Origin of the sequence: Pseudooceanicola sediminis, from assembly GCF_003575965.1 — a bacterium.
In the GTDB taxonomy this organism is placed as follows: Bacteria; Pseudomonadota; Alphaproteobacteria; order Rhodobacterales; family Rhodobacteraceae; genus Pseudooceanicola; species Pseudooceanicola sediminis.
The window spans coordinates 271,015-284,042 of sequence record NZ_QWJJ01000002.1 but is presented as its reverse complement, the minus strand read 5'-3'; the positions used below and the strand labels follow the sequence as shown (position 1 = coordinate 284,042).

General features: G+C 62.8%; 9 protein-coding genes. 1 reads left to right on the top strand and 8 read right to left on the bottom strand.

The annotated features are described in order from the left end of the window. Positions 1 to 57 precede the first annotated feature (57 nt). Positions 58 to 957, top strand: a complete 900-nt coding sequence (locus DL237_RS03190; protein ID WP_233544846.1) for a hypothetical protein — start codon at positions 58 to 60, stop codon at positions 955 to 957. 67 nt (positions 958 to 1,024) lie between these two features. Here DL237_RS03190 and trxA read toward each other — a convergent pair whose 3' ends face one another. The 8 genes from trxA to regB all read right to left on the bottom strand — a co-directional run bounded on the left by trxA (position 1,025) and on the right by regB (position 12,993). Continuing rightward, positions 1,025 to 1,348 (bottom strand): thioredoxin, encoded by a 324-nt coding sequence (trxA, locus tag DL237_RS03185; RefSeq protein WP_267897001.1) that lies wholly within the window; start codon positions 1,346 to 1,348, stop codon positions 1,025 to 1,027. Between the two features lie 58 nt (positions 1,349 to 1,406). Beyond that, a complete protein-coding gene (gene addA / locus DL237_RS03180) occupies positions 1,407 to 4,787 on the bottom strand; it encodes a double-strand break repair helicase AddA (protein WP_119397570.1) in 3,381 nt (1,126 codons plus the stop codon). Then, complete coding sequence (gene addB / locus DL237_RS03175) at positions 4,784 to 7,705, bottom strand: double-strand break repair protein AddB (protein WP_119397569.1); 2,922 nt, start codon at positions 7,703 to 7,705, stop codon at positions 4,784 to 4,786. The genes addA and addB overlap by 4 nt, the downstream gene beginning before the upstream one ends. Further along, on the bottom strand, positions 7,698 to 8,390 hold the full coding sequence (locus DL237_RS03170; protein WP_119397568.1) for a nucleotidyltransferase family protein: 693 nt from the start codon (positions 8,388 to 8,390) through the stop codon (positions 7,698 to 7,700). The genes addB and DL237_RS03170 overlap by 8 nt, the downstream gene beginning before the upstream one ends. Further along, a complete protein-coding gene (locus DL237_RS03165) occupies positions 8,366 to 9,385 on the bottom strand; it encodes an aminoglycoside phosphotransferase family protein (RefSeq protein ID WP_119397567.1) in 1,020 nt (339 codons plus the stop codon). The genes DL237_RS03170 and DL237_RS03165 overlap by 25 nt, the downstream gene beginning before the upstream one ends. After that, positions 9,378 to 9,863, bottom strand: coding sequence for a tRNA (adenosine(37)-N6)-threonylcarbamoyltransferase complex ATPase subunit type 1 TsaE (gene tsaE, locus DL237_RS03160; RefSeq protein WP_119397566.1), 486 nt, complete (start codon positions 9,861 to 9,863; stop codon positions 9,378 to 9,380). The genes DL237_RS03165 and tsaE overlap by 8 nt, the downstream gene beginning before the upstream one ends. Before the next feature lie 65 nt (positions 9,864 to 9,928). Then, positions 9,929 to 11,503 (bottom strand): PAS-domain containing protein, encoded by a 1,575-nt coding sequence (locus DL237_RS03155; RefSeq protein ID WP_119397565.1) that lies wholly within the window; start codon positions 11,501 to 11,503, stop codon positions 9,929 to 9,931. Positions 11,504 to 11,601: 98 nt separating this feature from the next. After that, positions 11,602 to 12,993 (bottom strand): sensor histidine kinase RegB, encoded by a 1,392-nt coding sequence (regB, locus tag DL237_RS03150; RefSeq protein ID WP_119397564.1) that lies wholly within the window; start codon positions 12,991 to 12,993, stop codon positions 11,602 to 11,604. Positions 12,994 to 13,028: the final 35 nt, after the last annotated feature.

Below are 13,028 nucleotides of genomic sequence, written 5' to 3'. Positions count from 1 at the left end.
AGGGCCTGGGCCATATCCCGCTTGCCGCAGCCAGGGGGCGCGGGTAGCGTTTGCGGCATGGATCACCCGAGGGAAATGCGGCTGTACCTTGAGCCTGGCCTGCGATCGGACGCGATCGCAGGCCAGCACAATTTCATCGGTTTGCTTTGCACTGTTCTGGAGCGGTCGGGGTATCAGGTTCATCTGCTGGAAACGGGTGCCGCAGCCCGCGCGCGGGCACCTGATTTACCGGGCTATGCGATGTTTCACATGGAACACCCGACGCACGACAGGGCCCTGACGTTTCGCCGCGTCTATCACTATCCTTTCTGGGCGATAGAGCCGTTTGCCGAACGCTGGAACTGGCGCGTTGCCCGCCGAGACTTCGTGCCCTCCGAAGTCGATCCGGGGGTTTCGCGGCAATTCTTCCGGCGGTGGCAAAAGCGGTTGTTCGATGATGCCCCAAATCAGGCAACCCGAGATGGATTTATCTATGCGCCACTGCAATCCCGACTGCTGGAACACAGGTTGTTTCAGGTTTGCGCCCCCATCGAAATGCTGGAGCGCACCCTGGCAGCCGATCCGACGCGCCCGATCTGGGCGACGCTGCATCCACGGGTGCGCTATTCCGGGGCAGAACTTGGTGCGCTTGAAAACCTGTCGCGCAGGTTTGCGCGATTGCAGCTGACAACGGCACCGATGCAGAGATGCCTGCAGGCCTGCGACTATGTCGTGACCGAGAATTCGGCGGCGGCATTTTCGGGGTTCCTGTTTGAAAAACCCGCACTGCTGTTCGGTCGGGTGGATTTTCATCACATCGCGCTCGGCCCGCAGGACTTTGACCGCATTGCCGATCATGTACCGGATTTTGCCCGCTACATCTGGTGGTTCTGGCAGAAGATGAGCATCAATGCCGGTCGTGACGACGCCATGCAAAAGATCACGGGTGCGCTGCGGCGAGGCGGAGTGCCTTTGTAACGCCGCCGGCGCATGAAAAAGGGCGCCCTGGGGCGCCCTTTTCGTAATCGGTCGGCAGTGAAATGCCTTAGATGGAATCGTCGATCCAGCTTTTCAGAGCGGCCTTGGGCGCCGCGCCGGTGCGGTTGGAGATGATCTCGCCGTCCTTGAAAATGAACAGAGCGGGAATGCCGCGAACGCCCATCGACATGACCGAGGTCGGGTTGGAATCGGCGTCGAGCTTGACGATTTTCAGCTTGCCTTCCATCTCGTCCGACAGCTCTTCGAGGGCGGGTGCGATCTGCTTGCAGGGGCCGCACCATTCGGCCCAGATATCCACCAGAACGGGGATATCGGAGTTTTTGACTTCGGCGTCGAAGGTTTCGTCCGTGACAGCAACGGTCGTCATGATTTCTCTCCATCGGGGGAATGCGTGTTGGACCTGAACCTAAGTCTCCCCCGGGCAGGGGTCAAGCAGGGGGACTGTCTTGCAACGCCGCTATGACGATATCGTGCGGCAGCGGCATGAGTGTCGCATTGCGCGTCCACAGGATTGCGGTGCGAATGGGCAGGTCCGGATAGATTTGCGACAGCGCCGAGGCATAGGCCCCCATCTGGCGCAAAAGCCCCGCCGGTACAGCGCTGGCGGTTTCGGGAATGACGACGTTCGTCTTGAAATCCACGGCAAGCACGTGATCGTCAGCGACGATCAGGCGGTCGATGGTGCCGTGGATGCGTTGGCCGCCCAGCTCTGGCAACGTGGCAGTGATCGACACTTCGGCCAGCGCGGTTCCCTCGAAAAACGGGCTGGTCGCGGCGCTTGTCAGAACCCGGCGGGCTTCTTGCAACAGCAATGCGCGCTCCGCCTGCACTGCCGCGTCAGGACCGTCGGCCAGCAGGCGTTCTGTTTGCTCCTCCCACTCGGCCTGATCCAGCAATGGCAGGTGTTCCAATAGCAGGTGAACCTGCCGCCCACGCCTTTTGGCGGCGTCCTCGTCAAGACCAGCTTCGCCGGGCAGGGCCTTTGCGCCGCCCAGGTCGGACGGGCTGAGCGTCCTGGCGGGCCCTTCTGCTCGGGGGGCCTTTTCGGTGGCCCAGCTCTCCAGCATCGGCTGCGTGGGTTCGACTGTTTGGGGGCGGATCAGGTCAAGCTCGTCCCACGCACCGTTTTCCAACCGCAGGCCCTGCCCGCCCGGATGCTCGTGTTCTCCTGCGCCCATTTCGATCATCGAGTCGCGAATACGGCTGTACCAATCGGCCCCGGACTTACCCTCGGTTCCGGCCCCGGCGACGATCAGCCATTTTTCTGCGCGGGTCATCGCGACGTAGAGCAGTCGGTCACGTTCCTGGGTCAGTCTCTCGATCTTTTCTTCGCGCAGGGCCCGGTAGGCTGCGGGTGCCTCGCCTTGCGACATCGACCACAGGGGCACGCTGCCCGCGGGCACGACCTTGTCCTCAAATCGTGGTGCGGAGATCAGGGTTTCCGGCAGGATCACGATGGGGCTCTCAAGCCCCTTGGCGCCGTGGACCGTCATGACACGGATCTGGTTTCCGGCGCTGTCGAGCTGTCGTTTGATTTCCAGCTCGTCGGCCTCCATCCAGACCAGAAAGCCGGTAAGACTGGGCACTTCGGTACGCTCATACACCAGCGCCTGATCCAGCAGGGCGTCGATACCATCTTCGGCCTCTTCGCCAAGGCGGCCCAGCAGTTTTCGCCGCCCTTCGAACCGGGTCAGGATACGCTCGATCAGGTCGTAAGGGCGCAGAAAATCGGCCTGTTCCAGCAGGTCGGTCAGCATCGCAATCGTGGCCGGATAATCAGCGGAACGCAGCTTCATCGCCTCCCACAGCCGTTTGTGATCGCCCCGCTTGTGGGCCAGATCGTATAGCGCCTGTTCGTCCCACCCGAACAACGGCGATTTCAGGACCGAGGCCAGCGAAAGATCGTCTTCGGGCAGCGCAAGAAAGTTGAGGAGGGCACCGATGTCGCGGACCGCAAGTTCGGCGGCAACCTTTAGACGGTCGGCGCCGGCGATCGGCAGGTCGGCCTTCTTGCAGGCGCGGATCAGTTCGTTGAACACCGTGGACCTGCCACGGACCAGGATCATGATGTCGCCAGCGCGGATCGGGCGACGCACGTAAGTGCCGCTATGCCCCACCTCTTCGGGGATGGTTTGACCGGAGGCCAGCATGTCACGGATGGAGTGGGCAATCTGCTGGGCCAGCACGACGTTATGGTCGGTGGCGGCCAGAAGATCGACAGGGTCGAACCACTCCCTCTCGTCCTTGTCCTTGGATTTTTCCACCAGAGGCCACAGGTCGACGCGCCCGGGCATAGCCTCCTTGAACGCGCGGTGGCGCTGGTCTGTGGTAAATCCGGCTGCCTCGCGCCCGTCAAAGACGCGGTCCACCAGGTTCAGGATCGTCGAGGCTGATCGAAAGGAATACTCCAGCTCCAGCGATTGCAGGGGTTCGCCGGTGTGGCGCAGGCTGTCACCGAACGCCTCGCGCATCCGATCGAATTCGCTGGGGTCGGCCCCCTGAAAGGAATAGATCGACTGCTTCTTGTCACCGACGACAAAGATCGTGCGCATGACGTCGTCGCGCGCCCCTGCCCCGGATGTGAATTCGCGTGCCAGTGCCGACACCACCTGCCATTGCACGGGCGATGTATCCTGCGCCTCGTCGACAAGGATGTGGTCTATGCCGCCGTCCAGCCGCCAAAGTACCCATTGCGATACAACGGTGTTGGTCAACAGGTCGCGGGTTCGCAGGATCAGGTCGTCGAAATCCAGCCAGCCACGGGCCTCTTTCGCGGCGGCATAGGCGGGCAGAAATATCCGTGCGAAATCATGCAGGGCCAGTGCCTTATCGCGCGCGGCAAGGGCAACGCGGGTATCGCGCCATTCGCAAACACGCTGCTGCCAGTCGTCGATCCGGTCGACCAGGTGCGGGTGCGCCGACCTGGCATCCTTTCCGGGGAACTTGGCGGGCGTGAACGGGGCCTTGCCTGACTTCGTCAGAAACCGGTCCTCCAGTATCGCGAGCGCCGCAAGCGAACGCTGACCAATCCCCGAGAGTTGTTCCAGCGCCGTCTGGTCGCCCTTCGTGGTGCCTGATCGCAGCATCTCGATCAGCTCCGGCAGAAACGCCAGATCCGCGTCCGTAAAGGCATTGTCCAGAACGTCCTGCACGGTGACATCGGGCGCAAGGTTCAGCGCCGCTTCGACCGCGCCCGGCTCAAGTGGTCTGGCGAACAGGTCCTGGTGTCGCGCGACCTCCTGGGTGAGGGCACGAAATGTCTCGTCGGTCAGCAGGTAGGCGACCCGTTCCAGAACGGCCGCATCCGGACCTTCGGCGATCTTCTGGATCACTTCGTCGCGCAGGATGACGCCGTTTCGGTCCTCGATCTCCTGGAACTGCGGGCTGACCCCGGCCTCAAGCGGAAACCGCCGCAACAGGGAGGCGCAGAAAGAGTGAATTGTCTGGATCTTGAGGCCACCGGGGGTTTCGATCGCGCTGGCGAAAAGAGTACGTGCGCGGGCAAGGCGGGTGCTGTCAATCGCATCCTCGACTCCGAGCCGCGCAAGCGCCGTCCGCAGGTCGCTATCGGCCAGCATTGCCCATTCACCGAGGCGCTTGAACAGGCGGTTCTGCATCTCGGAGGCGGCGGCCTTGGTGTACGTCAGGCACAGCACGTTCTGGGGCGACACGCCATCCAGCAACAGGCGTGCGACGCGGTCGGTCAGCACACGGGTCTTGCCGGACCCGGCGTTGGCCGATAGCCAGGTCGACCGGTCCGGCAGTGCGGCCTGGATCTGGCGGGCCGAGGCGGGGTCGCGGGCAATCATTCGACGGTCCTCTTGTCGGGGTCCTGCGTCACGTCCCATTCTCCATGTCGTGACAGCAGGTCGTAATCACTGGCATCCTTCATGTCGAACATTGCGCGACGGGCCGTGTATCCGCGCGTCGGTTCCAACCAGGCGCGCGCCAGCTCGGTGAATTCTTCCCAGACCTGGCCGGGGGGATTGTCGTCAAGCGGCGCCGGGGCCTCAACCGGGTTGGCGCCCAGACCGATGTAGACGGCGCGCGCGACGGGACGCGCCCCCATCTTGCCGAACCCTTCACGTTCTGCGATCGCGGATTCCAACAGCAGCTGCTTGTCGAAAAGCGCCTGTTGATCCTTGGTAGGGGGTGCCCCTGTCTTGTAATCGAAAAGGTGCACGCGCCCGGCATGGTCCAGGTCGATACGATCCGCCTTGGCCGCCAGCGTAAACCCGAGGCCTGCGACCATCGCCTTGCCAACCTGTTCATACTGGATTTCCGCGGCGTCTTCCTGTCGGGCGGCTTCGTGCGCGGTGAACCACCCGGCGATCCGCCCCAAACGGGCGTGCCAAAGCACGCGCGCCTCGCCCCAGGGAACCTCTCGGTTCAACACCTCGCCGGCAATTTCCAGCAGCGCTTCGGGCGTATTGGGCAACCCGTCTTCGCAGACACCCTTGACGAACGCCTCGATGACCTCGTGGCTGACGATCCCACGCATCAGGGCATCGGGTTCACGCATCAGGGGATTCATCGGCGACAGGCGCAGGATCCGCTTGGCGTAGATCGCGTAGGGGTCCCGGATCAACTTGCGGATGTCGGTGGCCCATAGCTCTCGGGGTCGTGCCTCTATGGGGGGGCAAGGTGCGGGGCGTGTTGCGGGCGGCGTGTCAAAGGGCGCCTCGATCAGTCGTGCCCTGGCCAGCCAGTCATCGCCCTTCGCCTCCATCTGCGCCAATGCGGCGGGCCCGCCATCGGAAAGCCCGTTCAACAGGTTCGTCAGCCGGTTCAGCCATCGCGACGGGACGGTTTCCGCATCTTGCGATCTGATGGAGCGGCTGAGCCAAACCTCTCTTGCGGCAATCGCCTGCTGAAAGTCATGCGCGGACAGGCCAATGCGTCGTTCGGGCAGCAGCAAACCGGCATCCTTGCGCATCTGCCGGTTCAGCCAGGGATCGGGCGTTGCGGCCTCGGGCCAGCTGCCTTCGTTCAGACCACCGAGGATCACCAGGTCCGCACCCTGGACACGCGCCTCTAGCGTGCCCCAGATCAGGATATGGGGGTGCGGTTCATCAGGATTGCGCACCTCGCCGTTGGCGATGATGGCACCGACCAGATCGCCATAGTCTCGGGCCGCAAAATCACTGCCGTGGACCGCATCCTGGGCGAGGCTGGCCATGATCCGCTGCGCCTCGACACCAGCGTCCTTGTCCCAGATCGTTCCCGTGGCGTCGTCGATACAGCCCCGAGAGATCACCTCGGCAAGGGCGATATGTCCGATGACCCGATCCGCGAGCGACGTAGCCTGGGGGGCGGCCACCCCGAAGACGTGACTGCAAAGCCAGTCGGCCCAAAGCGGCGCGAAGTCCCCACTTTGTTGCGCGGCAAAGGCCAGCACATCCTCGTGGTCTGGTTTCGGACGGGCGCGGCGGCGCAGGTAAATCTCAAGCTTGCGGGTCAGATCCAGGTGGGGACCACGCTTTGCACCCGAATGTGTCAATGGATGCTTGAGCAGCGCCAAAAGCTCCACTGCATTGGGGGCGGCGACGAACAGCGCCGCAACCTGGCGTAGAAGGCGGCCAGGAGGTGTCACCTGAAGTGGCGTTCCGGCGGAATCGTCCGGCAGAATGCCCCACCGTCCGAGTGCAGAGCTGACCTGGCGCGTCAGCATCCGATCGGGCGTGATAAGGGCGGCGGTCTGGCCATCCTCGGCCGCCTTGCGCAGGCGTAGCGCAATCGCCATCGCCTCGGCCCGGGGTGTGGCTGCCTTTACCAGGGTGATATCGCGGGTCGGCGTTTCAAGATCACCAAGGGCCGGTCCTTCTTCCAGCCATTGGTGCGTCACCGGGGCGGGCCGCATGGCCAGCGACACCAACCGGTTGCGCGCGGTATTGCATGGAACGTCGTCAACCCAAGGCGTGATATCAGCAGGGGCAAGGTCGAGACCCAGCATAAGCTTGCGAAAGCGGAATTGGGGGTGGTCCTCTCCCGTCAGGGGTTCATCCAGTCGCTGCCAGATCGCCTCTGGCACATGGTCGTCGTACCCGGGCAGGATGACCGCGCCCTGCGGCAGGCGTGCGACGGCCTGCATCAGCAGATGGGTTGCACCGCGCGATCCGGTGGACCCGGCCAGCAGAATGGGATGCTGCGGCGGTCGCGCCTGCCATTCCGCAATCAGCGATTCGACGACCCGCCTCTGACGTTGCTCGGGGTCTGGCGTGTCGCTGTCACGAGGCAGGCTGTTCACGATCTCGAGAAAGCGCAGGCTGCGCGCCCAGTGCCCGGACATGTCAGTGACGTCCAGGCGGGCAATATCTTCGGGCGTCACATCCTCGCCCTGCATTTCGTCCAGCAGTTTGGCCAGGCTGTCGGCCAAGTCGTACAGCGCGGCACGCGGGGCCAGATCAGGCTCTGCATCCAGCAGCGCCGACAGCAGTCGGATCAGTTCCAGTCGCCTGCGTATGGGGGAAACCGCTGTCGGGATCGGCTCAGCGCCTTGCAAATCTGTCAGCAACAGAACGCGAGGCAGCAACGCGGGTGGCCCGGCATCGAAAATGCTGCGTATTCGCCGCGCCATGCGTCGGGTGTTCACCACCAGCTGAACCTGGGCCATCTCGTGTGGGGGGCGGCCCTGCATCCGTGCGTTCAATCCCCGCAGCAATTCCCTGGGGAAATCTGCCCCGGGCGGAACGCCGAATACACGCGCCGGGCCGGTTTCCCTAAACATCGCCGCCCCGCAACATCGCCTCAGCGACAGCGATATTTTCCGGTCGTCCAACGTCACACCATTGTCCTGGATAGGGCTGAATGAAGACGCGTTGCCGCACCAGCAGGCGATCCCAAAGGGCGTTCAGTGAAAATACCGACCCCTCGATTTCCAGAAGCTCCTTCGTCGACAGGATCTGCACACCTGAATAGATCAGGCCCGGCCCGCGCGCGGCGCGTCCATCGGGATCGGCGCTGAAATCGCCGTGACCTGCATGACCATGGGCACGATCCAACGGAATCCCCAGCAGGAGTGCATCCATCCTTACCGGGTCCCACGCCCTGGCCAGGCAGTCCAGCGGCGACGGACCAAGCCATACGGCATCGGTATTCATCGTGAAAACCGGACCATCGCCCAGCAGCGGTAACGCATTTCGCAGGCCCCCGCCGGTATCCAGAAGGTCGGGCGACTCGCGGTTCACGACAACATCGGAGCCGGCGAAATAGGCTTCGATCTGGTCGGCCTTGTAATGGGCGTTGGCGACGACCCGCAGGTTGGGCATGGTCGCGACCTGGTCCATCGCATGCGCCAGCAAGGGCTTGCCGGCCACCTCTATCAGGGGCTTTGGCACCGTCTCGGTCAGCGGACGCATCCGGGTCCCGTTCCCGGCAGCGAACAACATCAGGGCAGCGGGCGTGTGGCGCATTGTTCTTTCAGTTTATCAAGGGTTTCCGGTGTCGGGGCAGGCAGGTCGTGCAGCAGTCTAGCACGCAGGTCGGACAACGCGGGGCGATCAAGACTGCGCAAAAGATAGGCCCAGACGCGGGGGATGAGGTCCACGTAATGTGGCCGTCCGTACGCCATGCACAGGCGGGCAAACACCCCGAGAATGCGCAGGTTTCGCTGAACGCTCAGCACGTCGTAGGCCCGGCGGAACGTGTCGGGATCCGCGTGCGAAGAAGCTATGAAACGGGCGATCATCTTCTCTTCCAGGGCTGGTGGCACATCACGGCGGGCGTCCTGAAGCAGCGAGACGAGGTCATAGGCCCGGTGCCCCAGCATCGCATCCTGGAAATCCAGCTGTCCGACACGGGCCACGCCGTCACGCTCGGGCAGCCACAGCAGGTTCTCGGCATGATAATCCCGCAGGATCACCACGTCCGGGGTGCCGGTGGTCTGGCCGAGCAGCGGTTCGAACGCCTTGGCAAAGTCTTCCATCCCCGTCGGGTCCGTCCCGCGTGCACCGCTTTGATACCAACTGTAGGACAGCGCGCTGAGCCGGGTCATCGTGGCGGGATCATAGGTGGCGAGACCTTCGGGCGGGGTGCCGGCATGCAGGGTGACCAAGGCATCGCCCGCGGCCTGGTAGAGTGTACTTTCCAGCGCTGGCCTTTCGATGACAACGCGAGCAAAAAGCGCATCCCCAAGGTCCTCGATCAGCAGAAAACCTTCGGCCTCGTCCGTGGCCAGGATCTGCGGCGCTGACAGTCCGAGACCCAGCAGATATCGGGCGATCACCAGAAAGGGCCGCACATCTTCGCCCTTGTCGGGTGGCGCATCCATCAGAACAGCCGTGCGGCCATCGGCCTTGTGCAGGCGGTCGTACTTGCGCATCGAGGCATCGCCGGCCAGGGGAACGATCCGGGCATCGGCCCAGTCGGTTCCGGCGACAAAGCGCAGTTTTCGCGCGGTTCTATCCATGTGCCAAAGCCTCTTCGATTAGTGTCTGCATGGCAACGGGGCCTTCGATCCGCACACGCCGCGCCTCGTCATGAACCGGGTCCGTGGCAAAGTCGATCCGCAGAGCCGCCATCGGCGCAAGGTCGCCAAGTCGATCAGGCCACTCGATCAGGCAGATCGCCTGTTCGAATGCATCTTCCAAGCCAAGTTCGATGGCCTCCAGCGGGTCGGTCAGCCGATACAGATCCGCGTGCCAGAGGGGGCCTTTGCGTGTGTCGTATTCCTGCACCAACGTGAAGGTGGGCGATGGCACGTCTTCTGGAAGGGTCAGGAGCGATTGGATCAGGCAGCGGGCGAAATGGGTCTTGCCCGCACCAATGCCACCCGACAGCAGCAATACGTCACCGGTCGAAAGGCCCGAACCGAGGCGCTGCGCGAACCCGCAGGTGGCGTCCGGCGAAACCAGGGTGAGATCTCGTTGAAATGTTTGCCTGCTCATGGCGCGACATTACCGTGCCCCTGACCCGTCGCAAGCGGGATATGGCGCTACGCGTCGCGTCGGACTTATTCGGCGGCCGTTTCCACCGGCAGCGCGGCGACCCGCATCAATCCGAAGTTCACCATGCAGGCACCCGAAACCAGGGGCACTACCCTGCAAGACACCTCGCCCACGTCACGGAGTTGCAGGGTATGGGTCCAGTCCTGTCGGTCCGGTCGTGTCAGAAGCCGCTCCAGCAATTCACCGAGACCGGTCGAGGTTGTCGCCTTGCGGCACCAGGTGCGATGTGCGTCTCGGATCACCACCTGCGACAGGTCCTCATCCGGGTCGATGTGGAACAATCGCCTGTAGGCGGCATTGCAATAGCTCATGAGGCCCTGGGCATCAAAGATCACGATCGGGTCGGTGATGGCATCCAGAACGGATTGGGACAGAGACAGTTGCTGCCGGAACCGCCGCGTCATCGAGATTTCGTCACTGATATCTTCGAAGAGGAACGCGACGACCCCGTTGGGGTGTGGGCGTCCGGTGACCCGATAGGTCGCGCCCGATGGCAGGCTCCATGTTTTCTGATAGCGCCCGTCGGCGGCAGCGCTGACAAGGGCATTCAGCTGTTCACGCCACGAGGCATAGTTCTTTGGCTCCGGCATGATGCGCTGATCGCGAAGATGGTCGAAGAAATGCGAAAGAGCGGGTCGAGATGTCAGGAATTCCGGGGAGAGGGACGTCAGGTCGACCAGCGACGGATTGAACAGGATCAGCTGGCGGTCCCGGTCGAATATGGCAAGGCCGGTCGAGAGCTGCGCAAAGGTCTTGGTCAGGGTCTGAACGAAATTCCGCTGCGCAAGTTCGGCCCGCACCAACGCGGTGACATCCTGGGCTGAACACTGCCACCCGTCCTCGATCCGGCGCGCGGAGACGTCGAACCAGCGTTCCGGCAGTCGACCACGTGGATCCAGCATGATCCGATAGGTCAGAACGGGGCGGTCCGTCGCTGTTTCGCCATTGCGGACAAGGGGCACGTTGACGTCGGACGATCCCTCCAGTTGCTCCTCAAGTGCGCGATAGGCGGCATTCTTGCGCAGGACGTGGCCGGACGTGTCCATGGTCCAGATCGGGATCGGCAGATATTCCACAAGTGCGGTCATCTGATCCAGTCGCTGCCCGTTCAGTTGTGCGGCATGAAGGTGGACAAGGCTGCCTGCTTCGGATTCCCGCAGGGTCAGGCGTAGCCTGCGGCCGATCTGTCGGATCCGCAGGACGCCATGATCATCGGAACAGCGCGCCTTGAGGCTGCGAAATGTTTCATCTGGCCCAAGCTCAGGCAGTTCAGGCAGATCGGGAAACCGTGGAAGAAGTTGCCGCCGCAGGACATCCCAGTCCGACGCATCCTGACCAGCCGTATCAAGATTGTCGCGCCAGTCGGCAGGCGCCGATACAAGCCGTTGTTCATCAAACAGAAAGACAGACGTTGTCGGCGCTGCGACATCCGGCGAACCCGTGTGCGCCCGTGCTACACGCCGCGTGACGATGGTGATCAACCCAATGCTGCCCAGTGACAGAAGCACGCTGAGCGTGACCGCAAGCAGTGTGTCGTAAAGGCTCAACCCAGCCAGATGTGTGCCGATATCGAAGGTCACAGCAGGCTCCAATAACTTACTCAACAAGGAGGCCGTAAAGTGGTAAAGAATTTCTTAACTTCAAATCACACTATCATGTTTGCGTTTGTTTTCAGCCTCTATCTGGTAATTTGAATATTTTCTCCCGGCGGGAGGGCAGACTCGCCGTTGCGCGCGTCGATCTTCCTGCGTGGCCAGGTCACTTCGACGACCGCTCCGCTGCGCTCGGGGTCCGTATCGCCGGCGTCCAGTGGGTCGTCGCTGCCGTTGGCAAAGGTCAGCTCGGCGCCGGTGCGCTCAAGCAGGGTTTTCGCGATGAACAGACCCAGCCCCATGCCTTCGTATTCAGGGCGCGCGTGGCGGTCCGATGACATGCGCCGCCGCCGCATGAACGGATCTCCGATGCGGCCCAGGACGGTGGGCGAATAGCCGGGTCCGTCATCCATGATGCGGACCGAAATCTCGGTGTCATCCCACGCGCTTTCGACCCAGACGTTGGCATTGGCAAAATCGACGGCATTCTGGACGAGGTTTCGCAAGCCGTGGATCAATTCGGGCTGACGCAGGATTGCGGGGGGCAGATCAATGCCGTCGCCGTGGGTAAAGTGGATCACCTTGCCACGTTCGCGGTGTGGCTCGGCGGCTTCTTCGATCACCGTCGACAGAGGTGCCTGGCGCATGTGGAGGTCATCTTTGCCGGCCCTCCCCATCGAGCGCAGGATATCCCTGCACCGGTCAGCCTGATCGCGGATCAGCCGCGCGTCTTCCTGCAATTCGGGGGAGGCATCCAGCTCGTCGATCAGCTCGGCAGAGGTCAGCTTGATGGTGGCCAGGGGGGTACCCAGTTCGTGCGCGGCTGCGGCGACCACCCCGCCCAGGTCGGTCAGTTTCTGTTCACGTGCCAGGGCCATCTGCGTCGCCTGCAAGGCGTCTGACATCGAATGCATCTCGGTCGCGATCCACCGCGAATAGATCCCGAGGAAAATCACTGCAATAACAATGGCCAGCCAGTTGCCGAACAGGAACAGCTCGGCCACCTCGAGCGCGTTGCCATCCTGTGTGCGCAGCGACAGGTGAAATTCCGACAGCAGCGTCACCAGCACGATGGCGGTCGAACCGACAAAGAGCGAGGAGCGCGCGGTCAGCGCAACAGCGGAGACGGTGACGGGGCCGACGATGAGGATCGAGAATGGGTTGTGCAGCCCGCCTGTCAGATACAGCAGCAGGCCCAGTTGCAGCAGGTCGAAAAGCACCATCAGCAGGTTCTCGGCTTCGGTCAGGCGCTTGCTTTCGGGAAAGATCACACTGGCGACGAGGTTGCCGATGACCGAGATGCCGACGACGAAGAAACACAGTCCGTACTGCAGGTCGAGCTGGTAGATCTCGGCGGCGACGAGCAGTGCCGAAAGCTGGCCGGTGATGGCGCCCCAACGCAGCAAAATAAGGGTTCTGAGCCTGATCCAATTGCCGCGATTGTGGCCTTTCTGGATCGGAAAGTCGGTATCTGACATGGCGGCCTTCTTGGGGGTGGGGCGCAACGGGTCGC